We start from the raw sequence: 19944 nt of genomic DNA on the forward strand, positions 1-19944 counted from the left end.
ATGCTGCCCAGCAGGACCGAGGTGCGCCGCACATTAGCGCTGCAAGGCATGAGTGATGCCCACACGTGCACCATAGTCGTTGATCAACTGCGCCGTGAGCTGCGGCGCTGTACCTGTGAGCGCTCCGGTAGCCTCTGGCGTCCAGTGCACCGAGCCGTAGGGCGGCACCATGGCAGCATGGAGTTTCACCTGTCTGTTGCCGACAGTGATCGTCGCAGCCCCGAACGAGGCATAGAAGCCCGTCGGATTATCGACGAGCACTTGCCAGCTGGCGCCGTTTTCGACCAGGCTGAAACGTAATTTTTCAGGCAACTGCTCGACCGCGCCTGCGATGCCAGCAGGCCGGTAGAACAGCTTCAGGCGATTGCGCAGGATCAGCAGCATCTGGCTTCTGTCGGCCTGTGCAGCGTTGCGCGGGGGGATCTGGAGCACGTTCAGATAGAACACCGACTCCCGGTCCTGGGGGAGCGCGGCGCCGGTATATATGAGCCTCAGGGATTGTCCGCTGCCCGGAGCCACGCGTGACACGGCCGGATTGACCATGAACGGAGCCTTGGCGGTTTCAGGTGTGGAGGCGGGGTCATCGACGTCCACCCAGGCCTGCACAACATTGGCGAAGGGGTCCTGGTTGGTGAGCTGCAGGGTTTTTTCCTTCGCATTCCCGGGATAAATGACCCGCGTCCCCGTCACTACCACGCTGGCCTGGACGAGGGTGGCGCCCGTCATGCCGAGCACGAAGGCAAGCGCAATGGCGACCAGCCTGAGCCGGCCCACTGGCAAAGTTCTCATGCAGATACCTCGAAGGCCTGCCGCTCTGGATACGAGCCCCATGGCGGCAGTCGGAAAAAGTGGCGTGCGCCAATCACTCGTAACGCAGGGTGTAAGTAACGGCGCCAAGGACAGGGCCTGCCGTAACGGTGGCGGCCTCGGACACGTAACGCACGGCATAGTCGTGGCTTGTGGAGGTCTGGCCGGAACTCAGGATGATTTGTCCGGCGGTGACGGCCGCACCACCTGCCAGGTCCACCGGGCTGCCGCCGGGTGCGTCGAGCAACTGCAGTGCAACGCCGGTCGCGCCATTGGCGGCGGTGTTGGTCAGGTTGCCCAGCGACGTCGGGTTGGTGGCCTGGAACAGCGTGGTGAATTGCTCGTTGGCGTCGGTCGGCGCGGCGCAGCCGGTCAGGCGCAGGGTGAATTGGGTTTCCCCGGTATTTTTGCCGATGCTGCCGTTCAGCGCACTGGCTGGCACGCTTTGCATGACAACGGTTGGCTCGGTGTTGCCATCGACGACAGCCGAGCAGGTCTGGTCGGTGACCTCGCCGCTGAACGTGATGGTGTTGGCCGCGTTCGCCAGGCCAGGCACGGCCATGGTTGCAGCTGCAGCAAAAGCGATAGCGCGAATATTCATTACAGCGTCCTGTGGTTGTTATGTGGGCTGCGCATAGAATGCAGCCCTGGCGCTGTTGGATAACTCAGACGAGTCTTAAAACGGCTACACGCGCTCAATTGCCGCATCCCCCTGCAGCGCTGCGCCTTTTTCCAAGCAGGTACGCTCTTGACCAAAGACCAACTCGAAACCCGGCAGACACCCGTGTATTTCGCCACCGTGCTGGCAGCCATCGCCTTCGGCCTTATAGCCGATACCACTAGCGCTATTCTGGAAGCACTGATCACACCAGCCATCGCCGTGCTGATGTACGCCATGTTCCTGCAAATCCCCTTTCTGCACCTGCGCGCAAGCCTGGCAAATCGGCGGTTCATGACAGCCTTGCTCCTGGCCAATTTTGTGCTGGTGCCCGTCCTGGCTTGGGCGTTGACCCGTGGGCTGACAGGCCACCCGGCCTTGCTCATCGGCGCCCTGCTGGTCCTGCTGGCACCCTGCATCGACTACGTGGTGGTGTTCACGCACATGGGCAAGGGCGATGCACGGCTCATGCTGGCCGCAACACCCGTGCTGTTGCTGCTGCAACTGGTGCTTCTGCCGCTTTACCTGACGCTCATGATCGAAGACGACCATGCGATAAGCCTGACGGTCGGGCCTTTCGTGCAGGCGTTCTTGCTGATGATCGCCGTGCCATTGGCCTTGGCGGTGCTGACCAGTGCGCACGTGGCCAAAGCAGAGCGGATCAGTCGCTGGAACGACGCCTGGGCGTGGATGCCCGTGCCGGCGATGGCCCTCGTGCTGTTCGTGGTGATCGCCTCGCAGATCGGCATGGTATTGCACAGGCTGGACCAATTGCTGCCGGTGGTGCCGGTGTACCTGGGCTTTGCGCTTTTGGCACCGGTCATTGGCTGGGCGACGGCAAGGTTGATGGGCTTGCCTGTACAACAAAAGCGCGCCGTGATGTTCAGTGCTTCGACGCGCAATTCGTTGGTAGTCTTGCCGTTGGCGCTCGCCTTGCCAGAGCAGATACGAACGCTGGCAGCAGCGGCGGTGATCACGCAGACATTGGTCGAGCTGATCTGCGAGTTGGTGTACGTGCGGGCGATTCCAGTGATCGCCCGCACGTAGGCGGCTTCAGCTGACCACGTGCAGGTAGTGCAGGTGGCGCTCGTACTGGTCGAGGATGTCGCCGATCACATCTTCACGGCTCCAGCCCATGACGTCGTAGTCCTGCCCACCCTGGCGCAGGTACACCTCCGCACGGAAATACTTGCGTGAATCATTGCTGTCGTCGGTTTCGCGCAACACGAAGCTCGGGGTGTTGAACGCACGCGGGCGCACTTCGTACCGGAAACGGCCTTCGCCGGCATGGGACAGTTCCAGTGCAACGCGGCCGTCTTCACGTTCATCGACAGTGACGTCATAGCCCTGCTTGCGCAGTTCCTGAGCAACTTCCTCGCAGGCTGGCTTCACCACCTCACCAATGAACCGGGTGACGTGAGCGCGACGCGGCATCATGGCGATGTTGCGCAGACGGCGCTGCCATCCACCGTGGTTCTGCCGGTGCTGACGCTGGCCAGGTAGCGCCTGTGTGCGCAGGCCGCGGCGCGTGGCGTCCATGCCTAATGCCTTGAACAGCCCCCACATGGCCACCAGCAGGATGATCGCAAAGGGTAAGGCACTGGCGATAGTGGCCGCCTGCAACGCCTTCAATCCATTGGCCAACAGCAGGGCAATGGCCACTGCGCCAGTTGTGATCGACCAGAACACGCGTTGCCACAACGGCGATTGCCCCTTGCCGGTGGAGGCCAGCATGTCGATGACCAATGCACCCGAGTCGGCGGAGGTGACGAAGAACACCACCACCATCAGCACTGCCACCATGGAAATGGCCGTTGACCAAGGGAATTGTTCAAGGAATGCAAACAGGGCCAGTGAACTGTCCTTGTCCACCACCGCCGCGAGTTCCTTGACACCCCCATGCAGAATCATATGGATGGCCGAGTCGCCGAATACCGTCATCCACAGCAGGGTGAAACCGGCAGGCACGAACAAGACGCCGCAGACGAACTCACGAATGGTCCGGCCACGCGAGATGCGTGCGATGAACAACCCGACAAAGGGCGACCAGGAAAGCCACCAGCCCCAGTAGAGCAGGGTCCAGCCACCAATCCAGTCGGTGGGTTCGTAGGCGAAGAGGTTGAAGGTCTTGCTGACGATGTCAGACAGATACGCGCCAGTGTTCTGCACATACGCTTGCAGCAGAAATACCGTCGGCCCTACGGTGAGCACGAACAGCATCAGTATGGCGGCAAGGCCAAGATTGACCTCGGACAGAATCCGGACGCCCTTGTCGAGCCCGCTCGCTACCGAGAGCGTGGCCAAGGTACACGTCACGGCAATGAGGATCACCTGGACGGTCGTGTTGATCGGCAAGTCGAACAACTGGTTGAGGCCGCTGTTGATCTGCAGCACGCCGTAGCCCAGCGATGTCGCGACACCGAAAACCGTACCCAGAATGGCGAAGATGTCTACGGCATGGCCGATGGGTCCGTAGATGCGCTCACCGATCAGCGGATACAGTGCTGATCGCAGCGTCAGCGGCAGGCCGTTGCGGAAACTGAAGTAGGCCAGGATCAACGCCACCATGGCGTAAATGGCCCATGCATGCAGCCCCCAGTGGAAGAACGTGATGTTCATGGCCTCCCGGGCAGCGGCAACGGTGTTGGGGTCGCCCACAGGGGGGTTGATGAAATGCATGACCGGCTCGGCTACGCCAAAGAACATCAGGCCGATGCCCATACCGGCAGAGAAGAGCATGGCGAACCAGCTCTTGTTGCGGTAATCCGGCTCGCTATGGTCAGGCCCGAGCTTGATATCGCCATATCGACTGATGGCGAGGAAGACCACGCAGATCAATATCAACGCGACAGACAGAATGTAGAACCAGCTGGCATTGGTGATGATCCATTGCTGAACCGCTTCGAACACACCTTGGGCATGCTCTTGAAACAAAGTGGCATACAGCACCAATAACAGGATCAGTACGGCACTGGTGAAAAAGACAGGCGGGTTGATGGTACTCGTGCGTTGTTGTTCTTCAGGCATAGGCATTGCTCCTTCTGACGTTCAGCGCTGCGCTCCATGGTTGGGCAGTCAGAACACGACTGCCCGTGGCGCATGATGAATGGAAGATGCTGAAACCTTACCGTCAGTTCCAGCGTTTCCCAAACTTAAACGCTTCGTTTGCCTTGCAGATGCTCTGGAACCCGTCAGCCGAGGCTTAATTTGAGCTCGGCAATGTGCTCGGGGCCAATGCCGCAGCAGCCACCTACCAGGCTGGCGCCGCGTGCGCGCCAGTCCTTGGCCCAGGCCAGGTAGCCCGGTGGGTCCAGGTCTTCGCGCAGTTCGTCCAGCCCGTCGTTGGCGGTGGCTTCCTTGGGCTGGGGCGGGAAGGCATTGGCATAGGCACCGATGGCGACTTCTCCACCCTGCTGATCGATGACCGAACGGGCGACATCGATGGCCGCGCCGATCACTTCTGGCTGGCTGCAGTTGAACAGCACCGCTGCCGCGCCGAGCTCGATCACCGCTTGCACCGCCTCGGCCACCGGCTCACCGGAGCGCAGGCGCGGCACCGTATCGACGTCTTCGTCCTGCAAGGTGAAGGACACCCAGAACGGGCGGCCGTCTTCGGGCAGGTGGGCACGTATGGCGCGCACTTCAGCGATCGCGCTCTGGGTTTCGGCAAGCCACAGGTCAACGTGTGGCGCCAGGCCCTCTAGCAGCGGCCGCAGGACTTCCTCGACGCGCTCAGGCTGGAACAGGTCGGGACGATAGGACCCGAACAACGGCGGCAGCGAACCGGCCACCCTCACCGGGTGCGGGCCGGTGTCGGCCGCGTGGCGGGCCAGTTGACCGGCGACATTGGCCAACTGCCGGCCCTCTTCGGCAAAGCGCGCTTCACCAATGTGGAAGGGGACGACCGCATAGCTGTTACTGGTGATGACCTGGGCACCTGCGGCAATGAACGCCGCGTGCACCCCCACCACCGCTTCCGGGGCCTCGGTCAACGCCAGTGCAGACCACTCTGGCTGGCGGAACGGCGCACCGCTGCGCTGCAGTTCGCGGCCCATGCCACCGTCGAGAATCACCATCGCTCGCTCTTTCATATAACTACTCTGAAGGTGCTTATGAATAAAATTCATTATGTGGGTTGGATATATAACTATTTAATACCCTAATACTCATTTGGCCAACACTTCAGGTATGAACATGCGTTTTTCCACATTGCTCGGTGCAGGCCTTGCGCTGCTTGCGACCGCCACTCAGGCTTTTGCCGGCGCCACGCTGGAGCGGGTCGAATCACGCAAGGAACTGGTCAATGTGCTGATGGAGAGCTATCCCCCGTTCTCGTTCCTCAATGACCAGAACCAGCTCGACGGCTTTGACGTGGATGTTGCCAAGGCGGTGGCGGATAAACTGGGCGTGAAGCTGCGCCTGGAGACCCCTTCCTGGGATGTAATCGCCGCCGGTCGCTGGAGTGGGCGCTACGACATCTGCATCTGCTCGATGACCCCCAGCAAGGCCCGCGCCCAGGTGTTCGACTTCCCGGTGGAGTACTACGCCTCCCCGGCCGTCATCGTGGTCAATGCCAAGGATGAGCGCATCCACGATGCAAAGGACCTGAACGGGCGCAAGGTCGGCCTGACCAGCGCGTCGAGCTATGAAAGCTACCTGAACAAGAACCTGGTCATCGAGGGTGACGAAGAACGCGCCCTCGACTACCCCTTCGATTTCGTGCAGATCGCCCCGTATGACACCGACAATGTGGCGTTCCAGGACCTTGGGCTGGGCGCGGGCGTGCGCCTGGATGCGATCCTGACCAACCTTGTCACGGCCAAGCCGCGCCTGGACCAGGACAAACGCTTCAAGCTCGCCGGTGCGCCGCTGTATGAAGAACCCAACTCGGTCGCCATCGAGAAGGGCGACCCGGAGTGGGATGCCAAAGTTCGCCAGGTGTTCGCCGAACTCAAGGCGGACGGCACCCTGAGCAAGCTCTCGCAGAAGTGGATCGGCGCCGATATCAGCAAATGAGCACCTTTACGCCCTCCCCCAAGCCCGTGGCCAATACCACGGGCACACGCCTGCTGGGTTTTCGCACACGGTTGATGCTCACCTGGCTGGTGATGTTCGCCCTGTTCGTCGGGTTCTTCCTGAGCTTCGACCTCAAGTTCTCGATCATCCTGGAGAAGTTTCCTAACCTGGCCGGTTTAAAACTGGGACCCAATGGTTTTCTGCAGGGCGCAGCGCTGACGCTGTTCCTGTGCATGTGCTCGATGGTGGCGTCGGTGGCGCTGGGCTTTGCCGCCGCGCTGGCACGCTTGTCCGGCAGCGCGGTGCTGGTGGGTGTTGCCAGTTTCTACACGTCTTTTTTCCGTGGTACACCGCTGCTGATCCAGATTCTGCTCATTTACCTGGGGTTGCCCCAGATAGGCCTGGTGCCCGGCGCGATCAGTGCCGGTATCATCGCCCTGTCGCTGAACTACGGCGCCTATCTCAGTGAGATCTTTCGCGCAGGCATTTTGGGTGTTGCCCAAGGCCAACGCGAAGCGGCGCTGGCGCTGGGCATGCGCCCGCCGCAGATTTTTTGCCACATCGTACTGCCGCAGGCCATGCGGGTGATCATCCCGCCAACCGCCAACCAGTTCATCTCCATGCTCAAGGATTCGTCGTTGATCTCGGTGATGGGGGTGTGGGAAATCATGTTCCTGGCCCAGTCCTACGGACGGTCGAGCTACCGCTACCTGGAAATGCTGACCACCGCTGCCGTGATCTACTGGGTGCTGTCGATCGCGCTGGAGCTGGTGCAGGCGCGCCTTGAGCGGCACTACGGCAAAGCCTATCAGCGCTGAGGGTACGTAGCGCCTGCCCCGCCACTGCGCAGGGGCGGGCGTAGCAATCAATCGCCAGTCAGGCGCCGATGGGGCTAACGTCCCGCCTCTGCCACCAGTTTCGAGGAAAACTGGCCCACGGCAGTGACCACCTCCTGCGCACCTGATTGTATTTCCGTGATCACGGTACCTGCCTGCTGGGCCAGGCTCAGGCCCAGCTCAGCCTGCTTCCTGCTCTCGCCCATGCTGTGTACTGCCTCCTCCACCAAGGCGTTATTCTTCTGCACCACCTCGACGATTTCCTGGGTCGCGGCACTGGTTCGGCCGGCCAACTTGCGCACCTCGTCCGCCACCACGGCAAAGCCCCGCCCTTGGTCACCTGCACGCGCAGCTTCGATGGCCGCGTTCAGGGCCAACAAGTTGGTCTGTTGGGCGATGCCGCCGATGGTCGACACGATGGACGTGATCAGGTGCGACTGATGCCCCAGCGCCTCGACGCCGCTGGATACGTTCGAGACCTGCTCGACGATGCGGTTCATGGTTTCTACCGTGTCCCTGACCGCCTCAGCGCCGCGCTGGGCGGAGCTGTCGGTCTTCATGGAGATCTCGTAGGCAACGTCCGCCGCTGAGCTGACCTGTTTCTCGCTTTCGACCTGAGCGGTGATATCCACCGCAAATTTCACGACCTTGTACAGCCGCCCCCGGGTATCGCGCACGGGGTTGTAGGAAGCTTCGAGCCACAGCTCGCGGCCGCCCTTGTCGAACCGCTGAAAACGTTCGGCGACGAAGCGACCATCGTTGAGGCTGGCCCACAGTCGCTGATAGTCCGGCGACTTCGTGTAGGCCGGATCGCAGAAAATACTGTGGTGCTTGCCGACGATTTCCGGGAGCGTGTAGTTCACCGTATTCAGGAAGTTCTGGTTGGCGGTGAGTATGGTGCCGTCCAGCCCGAACTCGATCACCGCCGTGGAGCGGGAAAGCGCCTTGATCAACTCATCGTTTTCCCGGGCCTTGTCGATGGCAGCGGTGACCTCGGTGCCGTAAGCCGTCATGTGGGTCACCTCGCCGCTGGGGGTCTTGACCGGGCACCACGCCGCGCGCATCCAGACCAGGCGCCCATCGGCCGCGATGTAGCGGTAGTCGTCGCTCACCCCAGTGCCCTGGCTCATCGCGGTCTGAAAATCCTCGTAGCATGGCAAGTCCCTCACATAGTCAGGCGTGAGCGTGCCCATCGATGTACCGACAAGCTTCGAAGCGTCGATACCTACGAAGCTGGAAAACCGCGGATTGACGGCCGTGATCAGCAGGTCACGGTCCACGGTGATTTCAAGCATCTCGTCGGACCTGCTCTGTTGCGCAGCCCTGAGCCCATGAAGCTCCCGTTTGAGTGCCTCGACCTCATCCCTAAGCGCTTTGTTGAACATGGCGATCCTCGTCATTGCGGATGACAACTGTTGGGAATGAACAGGCGCTGTCAGGCAGCGCACACCGAGTGCTGCTTCACACAACGTCAGGCTTGCCGCGGCTGACACAACCATGTCGCCAGGTCATCTGCCGAGAGGGGCCTTGCGTAATAATAGCCTTGTCCTTGATCACAGCCCCATCCCCGTAGCACATGATGGTGCAGGTCCTTCTCCACGCCCTCGGCCACTACCGTCAGGCGCAGGTCACGCAGCAGGCTGACCAACCCGCGCACGATGTGCCAGTCGTTACCGCCTGGCTGCAGTTCGGCCAGCAGGGAGCGATCGAGCTTCACGCTGGTGGCGGGGATTTTGCGCAGGTAGATCCAGTTACTGTAGCCGCTGCCAAAATCGTCGATGCCAATCGAGATACCCAGGGCGCGGAAGCGCTGGAGCTGTTCCTGCACGGCATCGAAATCGGCCACCAGGGCGCTTTCGGTGAACTCAAGTTCCACCAGGCTCGGGTGGACCTGGTGTCGGGCCAGCGCTCGGGTCACATCTTCGTACAACTGGCCATCACCCAGGTCGAGGGCCGAGATGTTCAGCGAGACCTGCAACACCACGTTGCTGGCCTGCCACTGGGCGATCTGACGACACACCTGCTCCACGACCCAGCGCGTGATGCCGCGGATGGAAGCGGTGGTTTCTGCCAGCGGAATGAACTCGGCCGGGCTGATCACACCCAGTTGCGGGTGCGTCCAGCGCAAGAGCGCCTCGACCGCCACGCAGCGGTTGCTGCCAAGGTCGATCCTGGGCTGGTAGGCCAGGCTCAACTGGTCCGGTGCCAGCAGTGCGGCTTCCAGGGCGTTGAGTATGGCGGTGTTGCGACGCAGGTTCGCGTCCACCACCGGGTCGTACGCCAACCAGCGTTGCTCGCTCTTGCGAGCGGTGTCGGTCATGCTGGCCATCAGCCGCAGGATGTCCGACGAGGCGCTGGCGTCCACACCCAGCGTCAGGACGCTGATGCCAACATCCGGCGTAACCGGTATGTGACCGCTGCGCAGCGGCCCACTGAGCGAAGCCACCAGCGTCTGAAGCCAACCGGCGAGAAAGCGGGTATCGCACGCATCGATGACCGTCATGAAGCCCAGGGTGCTGGCCCGATAAAGGCGGCAACCGGGCACAAGTGCCGTGAGCAGCACTTCTTTGACTGCCAGCATGAAATCGGTAAAGAACTCGATGCCCAGCGCCTTGAACAGCCGGTCCATACCCGCAGCCGACACCGGCTCGATGAAAACAGCCACCTGTCCGGCCGTCACGGCACCTTCCTTGAAGTCCGTCTCGAAGCGCCGCCGATTGGGCAGCCCGGTCATCGGATCGTAGAAGTTCTGCCGGTGGATCGATTGCAGCCGGGCCACCACCACGTTGGCGGCGTTGGTCAGCAGGTTACGGTCGCGCTCCGACAAGGCTTCGCGCGTGGCATGGTCGATGATGCACAGCCCACCCAGGCTGACGCCTGGCCGAACGATCAGCGGCGCGCCGGCGTAATAGCGAATGTGGGGGGCCGATTGCACAAGGGGATTATCCACCGTGCGGGGATCCTGCAGCGTGTCGCAGATCTCCAGCAGCGTTTCCTGGCGCAGGCCGTGGGCGCAGATGGACATTTCGCGCGGCGTGCGGTCGTCGGCCATGCCGATCTTGGCCTTGAATACCTGGTAATCGCGGTCGACGATGCTGACCAGCGCGGTCGGGACGTCGAAGTGCGCACAGAGCATGTTGACGACGCCGTTGAGCACCGGATCCTCTCCATTTGCCAGGTCCGATGTAAGGCGGTCCACTTCAACCAGGCGCAAGCGCTCGTCTCGAAGGGTCGTCAAGTTGTCCATGAAAACTCCGGTCGCGGTAACAGCAAATTCTAGCCCATAAGGCACATTGCCAGCTTAGCTGTGATCGGTTTCTCTCGACAATTGAGCGCCCCCACCGGTGGTCGGCCAAAAAATCTATTGGACGCCTGCGGTCAGCTAGCCTAAAAGGCTGTCAGCCGCGCTTGGCACGGCAGATTGCATAGATGATGCTCAGCCTGTTACGGAGTCAGCCTTGGCCTGGTTCAAAGAAAGGATTACCGCCATCCTGCAACGCCTGCGACGTGCCGAGCCGAGCACGGCCAGCCGCTACGTGGGCGCCGCGTTGATCATCGCTGCGTGCTCCCTGGCGCGCGCGCAGATGTCGCCTGCCGCGCTCCCGTACCTGTTTTTCATTCCTGGCCTGATGCTGATCGGGTTCTGGTTCGGCGCAGGCCCGTCCCTGCTGGGCTGCATCATGGCGGTGCTGATCGCCCAGTATTTCTTCATCGGACTGCTGGGTTTCGATGCGGACTGGACCACATGGGCCAACAGCCTGAGTTTTGGCGTGGTCACCTTCGCCATGGCAGTGGTGTGTGCTTCGCTCAGGCGTAACCTGAGCGCCGTGGAACGGCTCAATGAAACGCTCGAGCAGCAAGTGCAACACCGAACGGGTGAGCGCGACAGCCTGTGGAACGTGTCCCCCGACCTGATCTGCACGTTGTCCGAAAACGGTCAGGTGCTGTCGGTGAACCCGGCATGGCAGGTAGAAACGGGCTTCACTGAAGAGCAACTCAAGGCTGGGACGTTCTACAGTTTCATCTCCCCCGCGCAATTGGCGAACGCGTTACGTGAGCTCAACCACAAGCCCATCGTCGAGCTCGACACCCAGAGCGTGCGCAGCGATGGCCAACCCTTGCTGCTCAACTGGCGCATAGCCAGGTTCGAGGGCCGTTACTTCGCCGTGGCGCGGGACGTCACCCAGTACCGCGAGCGGCAGCAGGCGTTCGAGCAGGTCAGCCAGCAACTGCAGCAAAGCCAGAAGATGGAAGCGCTCGGCCAGCTCACCGGCGGCCTGGCCCATGACTTCAACAACCTGCTGACCGTGATCACCGGCACTCAGGACATGATCGAACAACGCCTGGCGCAAGGCCGGCACGACGAGCTGGGTCGTTACCTGTCGTTGGCCAGAACTGCCACTCGCAAAGCCAGCACCCTCACCCACCGCCTGCTGACCTTCGCCAGACGACAACCGCTGGCCAGCGCCACGGTCGATGTGGTGCTGCTGGTGGACGACATGAAAGAGCTGCTGGCCAGAACCCTTACACCCAAGATCGAGTTTCAGCTCAGCCCGCATCCGTCGCCAGCCTTGTGCTATTGCGATCCCCATCAACTGGAAAATGCGCTGCTGAACCTGTGCATCAACGCACGTGACGCCATGCCCCAAGGGGGCCGCTTGCAGGTGCGGGTCAGCAAGGTGACGAGCGGCACGGCTGAGTTGGAGCAGCTTGGGCTACGCGCTGGCGAATACATTCAGGTGAGCGTCACCGATACGGGTCTGGGGATGCCGGCCAGCATTGCCGAGCGGGCCTTCGAACCGTTCTTCACCACCAAGCCGCTGGGGTCGGGCACGGGTCTGGGGCTGTCGATGGTCAGGGACTTCGCTCGCCAGGCGGGCGGCACCGCAGTGATCGAGTCGGTGATGGGCAGCGGCACCACAGTCAGCCTGCTGCTGCCCGTCCACCTTGAGTCCGTTTCGTCCAGTGTCACAGCGATCACGCACGCCACCCTGGCGGCCCGCACCGACCACCGCGGCAGTGCACTGGTGATCGAAGACGAGGGCGCGATCCGGGAGCTGGTCGGCGAAGCCTTGCAGGAGCTGGGTTTCGACGTAATCGAAGTCACTCATCCTGCCGATGCGCTGCTCCTGATCGAACAGTGCCAGGACCTGCAGCTTGTGGTAACCGACCTGGTCCTGCCCGGCGGCTTGACGGGAGACAACATCGCCCAAGGGGTGCAGGCGCTCGTGCCAGCGGTGCGGGTGCTGTTCATTTCTGGGTTGATCGAGGCGCCGGCCAGCCTTGCCGAGCAGCAGCCGCATACGCGCTTGCTGCCCAAGCCCTTCACGCTCGGCCAGTTCAAGGCGTGTGTGGAAGGGATGCTCGGTGATTCACAAGATGCGCCCCCAGTGCGGGACCAGGCCACACGGCGCTAGCGCCATGGCCGACGAGCGCTACACGCCAGAGGACGGCGAGTCGATCGATGCCAGAAACTGACGCGTCTGCCGGTTGGAGCGCAGGTGCACTACCTGACACCCGGGAGGCGCCGTCGCCATCAGGTGCTTGATCTTGTCCTGTGAAGAATGCCGCGTGGACCAGATGAACCGGATGAAGCCAGGCAAGTTGCGTAGCGACTCGGGGCAGTCATCTGGCAAGTCCAGACGTGTGCGGCCCAACTGGGTCAAGGTCCTGACCAGGACACGCCACAGTCGGACCGTCAGGGAACGGTCAATCCAGATAAACAGGTCGGCCCTGGCAAGACGGTTCTCCCAGGTTGCCGAATGCCCTCCCTCGAAAATCCACCGCTCGCGCGCCTCCACTTCATGGCACAGGCGGGTCTTTTCGTCCCGACTGCGCTCGACCCAGCCGGGTAGCCAGTGAATGGTATCGATATGCACGACCGGCAAGCCGGTTCGCTCGCCCAGCTGGCGAGCAAGCGTGCTTTTGCCGGCGCCTGGCTGACCAATGATCATGACGCGTTTCATGGGGACTCCCTCTCAACCCGCCATTGTGTACACGAGGCTGGAGTTGTAAAGAAGTCTCGAAGCTGCGTGCCAATTGCGCGCAGCCCGCTGAGCGCTGATCAGAAACGGTATTCAGCACTGGTCACGAAACTACGTGGCTCGCCATACACCACCCAGCTGTCGGCATAGCCGTAGTAGGACCGGTCGAAAACGTTATTGAGGTTCAGCTTGAGGCTCAGGTCCTCGCTCACATCGTACCGAGCCATCAAGTTCACGACGGCAAAACTGCCTTGCGTGAAGGTGCGCAGGTCCTGACCGTATTTGCTTTGCCAATTAACGCCACCACCTACTGTCACGTGGTCCAAGGCCCCAGGAAGGCGGTAGGTGGTGAAGGTCTTGAGACTGTGGCGGGGAATGTTGGTGACGATGCGTTGATCGTCCTGGTTGGTGCTGATGCTATAGGCATAGCCGGCCATGACTTGCCAGCCATCGGCCAGCTCGCCATCAAGCGCCAACTCGACGCCCTTGGTCGTGGTGCCCTGCTCGAGCCGATAGATATCCGGATCGCGCACATAGACTGCCAGGTTGTCCTGCTCAATCTTGAACAACGCCAGGCTGGCGTTGAGCTGATCGTCGTTGAAGTTACCTTTGATGCCCACCTCGTAGCCAACCCCTTCCTGAGGGTCCAGCGCTTTGTCATTGTCGCCTTTCATGCCGTATTGCTGAGGGTTGAAAATCTTGGTGTAACTGCCGTACAGCGACCAGGTATCGTTCAGGTCATAGACCAGCCCTGCATAAGGCAGGAAAACGCCATGCCGGTTCTGGCTGTCACTGGTCCTGAGGCCGCCTTCGTCGACCCTGTCGTTGGACCGTTTCCAGTCGGTGACCCGGCTACCCAAAATGATATGGGTATTGTCCGTTACATGCAGGCGCGTGGTGAGGTAGGCAGCGTATTGGTCCTCGTCGATGAGGCTCTTGCCCACCGGGGTGGTGTCGGGACGAGGCCCGCTGCCGTCCCAGGTGAAGAAACTGCCCAGGGTACCGTCGTAGCCAGTCCACGGACCGTACCAGCCACCACGCTCGGGCGTGTGCTCACCATAACGCGACAACGTGGTGCCCACGATCAGTTCATGTTCGCGCCCCAACAGGCTGAACGGCCCGGTGACATAGGCGTCCACGGTCTCTTGTCGAGGGGTGCCGGTCCAGCGATTGGGGTAGAGGTAGGCGCCCTCTCCGGTCTGTTGATCGATCGCGCCGTTAAGGTAGTTTGTGAGCTGGTCGAAGGTATTCTGGGTGTGGCTGAGCTCCATCTTGGCGCTCCAGCCGTTATCGAAGGTATGTTCCACCGAGCCGAACAGGTTGGTCACCTTGCGATCGTAATACGCCCAGTCGGGCGAGCTGTTCGTCGAGCGAGGGAAGTCGGTCTTGTTGCCGTTGCTGAAATAAGCGGGAAAGCCCGCGCGAAGCGGTGAGTTGGTATGCGTATTGGCGTGACTGAACCCCAGCGTGAGCAGCGTCGAGGGCGCCAGGTCAACTTCGGCGATGCCATACACCAGCGCGGCGTCTGACGACATGCGGTCAACCCAGTACTTCTGGTCCTTGTAGTCCAGTACCAACCGGCCGCGCACGTTACCCGACTCGGTCAGTGGTCCGGATACGTCAAGGCCGACACCGTAACGGTCCCAACTGCCGGCCTCGGCGCGGACGCTAACCTGGGGCTCGAACGTGGGCCGCTTGCGAATGAGGTTGATGGTCGCCGAAGGGGTGCCGGAGCCACTGATAAGCCCTGTGGCGCCGCGCACGATCTCGACCCGGTCGTACATGGCCGTGTATTGCGTCGAGTTGTCGATGCGAGACGACGTCGGCACGCCATCGATCTCGAAGTTGTTGATCTGAAATCCGCGTGACCAGTAGGTGTTGTTTTCAGCCCCGATGCTGGTGTGCGAGGCAGTGATGCCTGGCGTCTGCTCCAGTACCTCATTGAGCGTGGTGAGCTTCTGGTCATCGAGCCGTTGGCGCGTCATCACCGTCAGCGACTGCGGCGTTTGCTTCGGGGTAAGGTTCAAGCGGGTGGAGCTACTCGAGGAATAGCTGGTGTATAACCCGGACCCCTCCGTGGTCGAGCCAGGCGCCTTGCCAGAGATGTTGAGCGTATCGAGCTGTATGCTGCCACCGACCTGCATCGGCACAGTGATCAGAAAGCTGCTGCCATTCGGCTGGCTGACCTGCGCCTTGCTGCTGCCCAGCAACACGTTCAGGGCCTCACGGACACCGAAACTGCCCCGCACGCCAGGCGATGTTTGGCCGTTTACCTGCTCAGCGGTGTAGATCACTTGATAGCCACTCTGCGCGCTGAACGTGTCTAGCGCGTCAGCCAGCTTTTGGGCAGGAATATCGAAGGTATGCTGCTGCGCCCGGGCCCGCTCCATTGGGTGCTCCTGCGCTTGTACGGGCAGCGCGCCTACCGATGGCAACAGGCCTGGCGCCAGGAGCGCCGTGGCCAGCGTGCTGCGTTTGAACAGCGTCGTGCGTATGCGGTGCATGTGTCTTCCCCATGAAATGCGAATGCAAATTTTTCTTATGTATGGGTGTGACGCAGCACGCCTCGCATTCCCCGCACGAAGCGCATTTATCGAATGATCAACCAGTGGCCCAATAGCTCACTGATCTGCAGATGCTGGCTGGCGATCAAGGCATCGAGTGCAGTATCAGGCTCATCCAGGTTGAAGCTTCCACTCACCCGGCGCTGTCCAGCCTGATCGTTCACCAGCACCAGCTGTTTCCCCTGGTAGGTAGCCAGTTGCTGCAGGACCTGTTGCAACGACACATCACGAACCCTGAGTTGCCCAGTGCGCCAGGCCAGCAGACGTTCGGCGTCTACCGCCTGCGGGCCGGTGACCTCAGCACCGCGCAGCGTCAAGCGCTGACCGGACGTCAAGCGGCGCTGCTGGGTCGGTGTGGACACCTGTACGTGGCCGCTTAGCAAGATCACCTCCTCTTCGTCCCCCGCGCGGCTGACGGAGAACCGTGTCCCCAGCACCTCGACCTTGGCGTTACCCACATGAACCACAAAGGGTCGGCCGTCGTGGACTACGTCGGCGAACAGGCGCCCACGGCGCAAGCGGACGCTGCGCGTAGTTCCTGCCATATCCACATCCACGTCGCTGGCGCTGTCGAGCAAGAGCCGGGAGCCGTCGCCAAGCTGGATTTCGCGTCGCTCACCTGTAGCGGTGGCAATGTCAGCCCCGAGGTTCACCAGCTCAGGCCGCGCCAGGATGAGCGTACCCAGTGCGAGCAACAGGCAAGCCGCTGCGCCCAGGCGCAATCCCTTTGCCTTTATCGTTCGCCGTGCCTTGGATACGCGCCGTGCTGGCAGCTCGAGGCACTGCCACAAGTGCTCCACCTCGGCGTAGGCATGCGCGTTCTGCGGTTGCAAACGCCATGTTTCGAAGGCGTCGCGCTCCTGGACCGTGACGTCGGCAGCGCGCAGACGAGTAAACCAGTCCACGGCCTGCTGCTGGGTTGTGGCATCGTGTCTTTGGGAGCCAGTCATGACGATTCGATCTGCATACGCGCGTCCAGGGCGGCCGCCGCGCACTGCTGGAGTGCTTTGTTGAGGTGCCGTTCGACTGCGCGCTCATTGAGCCCCAACCGGTGGGCAATTTCCTTGTAACCCAATTGCTCGACACGGGCCAGCAGAAACACCTCCCGTGTTGGCGACGGCAGGCCATCGATCAGGCGCTCCAAATGAGTCAGTGTATTGCCTGCGACCGCGCTGCGCTCAGGCGTGGCGTCCGTCAGCAAATGCTCAAGCGCCTGGTCGTCGTTGACGCCGCGTACTTGGGTGCGACGAGCGTGGTCGATACTCAGATTGGTGGCGATACGGTACAGAAAGGCCCGTATATTGCCCACGTGGCCATGTTCACTGTGCAGCAGACGCACAAACGTGTCCTGTGTGAGGTCGCGAGCGGTTTCACGGCAACGCACCTTGCGGGTAAGGAACGCCAGCAACTCGTTGCGGTGGCGCTTGTAAAGCACGGACAGGCTGCGGGCTTGCTGCTCGTCAGACATTGGCGTATGCCGGGCACAGAAGAAGCGGCGATGCTAACGTTATTGAGAATTACTCGCAAGAGATTGTGGCATTTGGCCAGGATGAATGGCCCATACCACGATACGCTCAAGTAGACAGACGCACTGATGGGGGTGAAAACGAAAGCCACCAACATTCAGTGAGCCGCTACGTGAAGCGATCAGCCTGATCACCGCAAACATCGAAGAGCCCCTGAGCCAGGATCAGATAGCCGAATACGTAGGTCGCTCGAAGCGCCAGATCGGACGCTTGTTTCAACATCAGCTGGGGACTACGCCTGTGCGCTACTACATGGAGCTGCGCATCACCGAAAGCCGACGGCTGCTGCAATATTCCGACTTGCCTCTGTTGGACGTTGCCGTGGCGTGCGGGTTCGTCTCGGCAAGCCACTTCAGCAAGTGTTATGCGTCGTTCTTCGGGTACAGTCCTTCGAAAGAAAAACGCTTTGGCTGCGTGACAAGCGTACAGCGCGAACCCGTTTGACGTGGAACCGGCGCGCAGACGGGTCTCAGGCCTCGCCAACGCCATCTCGCCTTAATTGACCGGTTCGGCCCCCTAATCGAGTGAGCCGGACATACCCTGGCTACACGTCAGTGGAGGTGATGGTTTGCAGCGGGCGCTCAGCACAGTGGCGAGTACCACCAGCGCTGCCCCAGCACCCATGCGCAATGAAGGCTGTTCGCCAAATAGCCACCAAGCACAAGCGATGGCATACACAGGCTCCAGCGCGATGATCATCCCAGCCGTGCGCGCCTGCAGGCCATCCAGGCTTTTTACGAAAAGAAACTGCGAAAGCCCGGTACAGAAAACGCCCAGCAACGCCAGGTTCACCCAGTCATCAGCCCGCAGGCTGGCAGTGGCGAGGTGGCTAAACGCAAAGGGGATCATCAGCGCTGCCACTACCACGTTCTGCCAAAACGCGATCTGCAGGGCGTTCATACCCCCCGTGTGGCGACGGTTAGCCACCGCCAGCAGTGCGAATGACAAGCCCGAAGCCAACCCCCAGACCAAACCGACAGTACCCTTGTCGAGCAGGTCGAATGAAGGCAACACCAACACCAGCCCAGCTGTCACCATCAGCAGCAGCAGGCCCTCGGTTCTACTGATACGCTCGCGAAACAGCAGCAAGTCCACGAGCGCGATGAACGCGGGGAAGCTGGCGAAGCCGAGCGTAGCGACTGCTACGCCCCCCACTTTCACAGCAATGAAGAACGTCACCCAGTGGGCGGCCAATAAAGTGCCAGTGAGGCCTATGACCGGGAGGTTGCGCCAGCTCAGGGCATCCAACAGACGAGTGCCCTTGAGGCCAGCAACAAACCCGAGGGCGATGAAGGCAAATGTCGCTCGGCCGAAAGTGATGACGCTGGCATCGGCGAGAATCAACGCCCCGAGGATACCGGTAAGCCCGAAAAGCACCGCCGCAACGTGTGCGGCGAGCAAAGCATTGCGATGACCGGTGGAGACACCGGTGCTGGAAGCAGAAGTAACGATCATGGCAGTCAAGTCTTCAATAAGCGCGCGAGCGCGTTCCGCGCGGCGCGGCGCGGTGTTAGAGAGGTAATAGGTTCTATTTTTATAGGAGTGCTACCGGATTGCCGGTGCAAGGGGCGCCGCAGCATTGGAGTTGTAAGACGAGGCTGCTTACTCGCGAAACTGCAACGACTGGCCTGTGGCGCGAAGCGAGCCGTTATGTGAATTATTGAGGGTGGAGGGATTGATCAACCCTTCAGGTAAGACAGGCTCTTGTCAAAACAGGACATTATTTATGTCACACGCCGCCACTGTGCGATTTCCCCACATCGAGTGAGCGCTGGAGAGCCGGGTTTAGCCGGACAGCGGGGGACGTGGTGGGACCGTTCGCCCCGTAGCGGGTCTTCTCAAGGTCACGGCTGCCTTCGCAAGCTGAGTAAACCAAGGGTCTTGCCGATGACCGCTTGGGATCGAAGCTTTGCGGAACCGCTGACGGTTCTTTGCAAAGCGCGGGCGCACCTGAATCAGGGCCGGCTTTCGCGGAGCTGGCATTTGGTGGATTTATAGACGTACCTCATTAGGGTATCTATGAACAAATCAGCTATTTATGGCCTACAGTGGAATCGAATCGGGAATTGCGAAGGGTCCAGTGAGAGCGACGATCGCCGTGGCATCAACGTTCATGCCTTGATGAATGCGTAGGTCACCCACATCCAAGCGAAGCCGAAGGTCGTCAGCCACGAGGATATTTGTAGCAAGGGATAAGCCTGAGGTCTTCGCTTTATGGCCCAAGATCGTGTCCCAGGAAGTGGTGCAACTCACCATGGCTCTGGCGCAAACTTGTAGTGGTCTACTAACCCCGGACACCCATTTAGGCGAGAATGCTCGCCACAGAGAGGTGTCCGATGACCAAGCAACGCCGTACCTTTACCCCTGAGTTCAAGCGCGAAGCTGCCTGCCTGGTGCTCGATCAAGGCTACAGCCATGCCGAAGCGGCCCGTTCGCTCGGCTTGGTCGAGTCGGCACTGCGCCGATGGGTTAATCAGCTTCAGCAGGAGCGCGGCGGCGTTACGCCGGCCAGCAAAGCGTTGACGCCAGAGCAGCAAAAAATCCAAGAGTTGG

General features: G+C 61.1%; 16 protein-coding genes and 1 pseudogene. 6 read left to right on the forward strand and 11 right to left on the reverse strand.

Going from position 1 to position 19944, the window contains the following annotated elements; translation table 11 throughout:
* Positions 1–33 precede the first annotated feature (33 nt).
* Together CRP40_RS20325 and CRP40_RS20330 are read right to left on the reverse strand one after the other, a co-directional pair.
* A complete protein-coding gene (locus CRP40_RS20325) occupies positions 34–726 on the reverse strand; it encodes a molecular chaperone (protein ID WP_033695101.1) in 693 nt (230 codons plus the stop codon).
* Between the two features lie 136 nt (positions 727–862).
* Complete coding sequence (locus tag CRP40_RS20330) at positions 863–1408, reverse strand: fimbrial protein (RefSeq protein WP_027915492.1); 546 nt, start codon at positions 1406–1408, stop codon at positions 863–865.
* A 147-nt stretch (positions 1409–1555) separates the two neighbouring features.
* Between CRP40_RS20330 and CRP40_RS20335 the strand changes: the two genes are divergently transcribed.
* Positions 1556–2512, forward strand: a complete 957-nt coding sequence (locus tag CRP40_RS20335; RefSeq protein ID WP_027915493.1) for a bile acid:sodium symporter — start codon at positions 1556–1558, stop codon at positions 2510–2512.
* Positions 2513–2518: 6 nt separating this feature from the next.
* On the opposite strand, the gene betT is transcribed toward CRP40_RS20335, so the two are convergent.
* Together betT and CRP40_RS20345 are read right to left on the reverse strand one after the other, a co-directional pair.
* Positions 2519–4492, reverse strand: coding sequence for a choline BCCT transporter BetT (gene betT / locus CRP40_RS20340; protein WP_027915494.1), 1974 nt, complete (start codon positions 4490–4492; stop codon positions 2519–2521).
* Positions 4493–4656: 164 nt separating this feature from the next.
* Complete coding sequence (locus CRP40_RS20345) at positions 4657–5541, reverse strand: homocysteine S-methyltransferase family protein (RefSeq protein WP_027915495.1); 885 nt, start codon at positions 5539–5541, stop codon at positions 4657–4659.
* A 118-nt stretch (positions 5542–5659) separates the two neighbouring features.
* On the opposite strand from CRP40_RS20345, the gene CRP40_RS20350 reads away from it, so the two are divergent.
* Both CRP40_RS20350 and CRP40_RS20355 read left to right on the forward strand, forming a co-directional pair.
* Positions 5660–6481 carry an ABC transporter substrate-binding protein gene (locus CRP40_RS20350; protein WP_027915496.1) on the forward strand — a complete coding sequence of 274 codons (822 nt, stop codon included), beginning with the start codon at positions 5660–5662 and terminating at the stop codon, positions 6479–6481.
* The gene (locus CRP40_RS20355; protein ID WP_027915497.1) at positions 6478–7299 is read left to right on the forward strand and encodes an amino acid ABC transporter permease; all 822 of its coding nucleotides are present in this window, start codon (positions 6478–6480) and stop codon (positions 7297–7299) included. The genes CRP40_RS20350 and CRP40_RS20355 overlap by 4 nt, the downstream gene beginning before the upstream one ends.
* A gap of 74 nt (positions 7300–7373) precedes the next feature.
* Here CRP40_RS20355 and CRP40_RS20360 read toward each other — a convergent pair whose 3' ends face one another.
* Together CRP40_RS20360 and CRP40_RS20365 are read right to left on the reverse strand one after the other, a co-directional pair.
* Positions 7374–8702, reverse strand: a complete 1329-nt coding sequence (locus CRP40_RS20360) for a PAS domain-containing methyl-accepting chemotaxis protein (protein WP_027915498.1) — start codon at positions 8700–8702, stop codon at positions 7374–7376.
* Between the two features lie 86 nt (positions 8703–8788).
* Complete coding sequence (locus CRP40_RS20365) at positions 8789–10564, reverse strand: sensor domain-containing phosphodiesterase (protein WP_027915499.1); 1776 nt, start codon at positions 10562–10564, stop codon at positions 8789–8791.
* A 211-nt stretch (positions 10565–10775) separates the two neighbouring features.
* Here CRP40_RS20365 and CRP40_RS20370 point away from each other — a divergent pair, with 211 nt between their 5' ends.
* Complete coding sequence (locus CRP40_RS20370) at positions 10776–12734, forward strand: ATP-binding protein (RefSeq protein WP_050587341.1); 1959 nt, start codon at positions 10776–10778, stop codon at positions 12732–12734.
* A gap of 18 nt (positions 12735–12752) precedes the next feature.
* Here the strand turns inward: CRP40_RS20370 and CRP40_RS20375 are convergent, their stop codons facing one another.
* From CRP40_RS20375 to CRP40_RS20390, 4 genes are all read right to left on the reverse strand, one after another.
* A complete protein-coding gene (locus CRP40_RS20375) occupies positions 12753–13283 on the reverse strand; it encodes an ATPase AAA (RefSeq protein WP_027915500.1) in 531 nt (176 codons plus the stop codon).
* 98 nt (positions 13284–13381) lie between these two features.
* Positions 13382–15805: a TonB-dependent receptor gene (locus tag CRP40_RS20380; RefSeq protein WP_033695097.1), complete on the reverse strand. Its 2424-nt coding sequence runs from the start codon at positions 15803–15805 to the stop codon at positions 13382–13384.
* Positions 15806–15891: 86 nt separating this feature from the next.
* Positions 15892–16770, reverse strand: a complete 879-nt coding sequence (locus tag CRP40_RS20385) for a FecR domain-containing protein (RefSeq protein WP_239930236.1) — start codon at positions 16768–16770, stop codon at positions 15892–15894.
* A gap of 41 nt (positions 16771–16811) precedes the next feature.
* Positions 16812–17333, reverse strand: coding sequence for an RNA polymerase sigma factor (locus CRP40_RS20390; RefSeq protein ID WP_050587342.1), 522 nt, complete (start codon positions 17331–17333; stop codon positions 16812–16814).
* 157 nt (positions 17334–17490) lie between these two features.
* Here CRP40_RS20390 and CRP40_RS20395 point away from each other — a divergent pair.
* Positions 17491–17835: pseudogene (locus CRP40_RS20395) on the forward strand (helix-turn-helix domain-containing protein); the annotation flags it as partial.
* A 72-nt stretch (positions 17836–17907) separates the two neighbouring features.
* Here CRP40_RS20395 and CRP40_RS20400 read toward each other — a convergent pair.
* A complete protein-coding gene (locus CRP40_RS20400; RefSeq protein ID WP_050587343.1) occupies positions 17908–18846 on the reverse strand; it encodes a DMT family transporter in 939 nt (312 codons plus the stop codon).
* Positions 18847–19727: 881 nt separating this feature from the next.
* Between CRP40_RS20400 and CRP40_RS20405 the strand changes: the two genes are divergently transcribed.
* Positions 19728–19944: transposase (locus CRP40_RS20405; RefSeq protein WP_141400916.1), on the forward strand; the 217-nt coding region annotated here is incomplete at its 3' end.

Origin of the sequence: Pseudomonas sp. URMO17WK12:I9, assembly GCF_900230165.1 — a bacterium.
GTDB lineage: Bacteria > Pseudomonadota > Gammaproteobacteria > Pseudomonadales > Pseudomonadaceae > Aquipseudomonas > Aquipseudomonas fulva.

What these genes read in the sequence shown, in the direction of transcription:
- CRP40_RS20330 (WP_027915492.1), bottom strand. Translation starts at nt 1,408, where the DNA reads ATGAATATTCGCGCTATCGCTTTTGCTGCAGCTGCAACCATGGCCGTG.
- CRP40_RS20400 (WP_050587343.1), bottom strand. Translation starts at nt 18,846, where the DNA reads ATGATCGTTACTTCTGCTTCCAGCACCGGTGTCTCCACCGGTCATCGC.
- CRP40_RS20325 (WP_033695101.1), bottom strand. Translation starts at nt 726, where the DNA reads ATGACGGGCGCCACCCTCGTCCAGGCCAGCGTGGTAGTGACGGGGACG.
- CRP40_RS20360 (WP_027915498.1), bottom strand. Translation starts at nt 8,702, where the DNA reads ATGTTCAACAAAGCGCTTAGGGATGAGGTCGAGGCACTCAAACGGGAG.
- CRP40_RS20375 (WP_027915500.1), bottom strand. Translation starts at nt 13,283, where the DNA reads ATGAAACGCGTCATGATCATTGGTCAGCCAGGCGCCGGCAAAAGCACG.
- CRP40_RS20345 (WP_027915495.1), bottom strand. Translation starts at nt 5,541, where the DNA reads ATGGTGATTCTCGACGGTGGCATGGGCCGCGAACTGCAGCGCAGCGGT.
- CRP40_RS20380 (WP_033695097.1), bottom strand. Translation starts at nt 15,805, where the DNA reads ATGCACCGCATACGCACGACGCTGTTCAAACGCAGCACGCTGGCCACG.
- CRP40_RS20355 (WP_027915497.1), top strand. Translation starts at nt 6,478, where the DNA reads ATGAGCACCTTTACGCCCTCCCCCAAGCCCGTGGCCAATACCACGGGC.
- CRP40_RS20390 (WP_050587342.1), bottom strand. Translation starts at nt 17,333, where the DNA reads ATGTCTGACGAGCAGCAAGCCCGCAGCCTGTCCGTGCTTTACAAGCGC.
- CRP40_RS20350 (WP_027915496.1), top strand. Translation starts at nt 5,660, where the DNA reads ATGCGTTTTTCCACATTGCTCGGTGCAGGCCTTGCGCTGCTTGCGACC.
- CRP40_RS20365 (WP_027915499.1), bottom strand. Translation starts at nt 10,564, where the DNA reads ATGGACAACTTGACGACCCTTCGAGACGAGCGCTTGCGCCTGGTTGAA.
- betT (WP_027915494.1), bottom strand. Translation starts at nt 4,492, where the DNA reads ATGCCTGAAGAACAACAACGCACGAGTACCATCAACCCGCCTGTCTTT.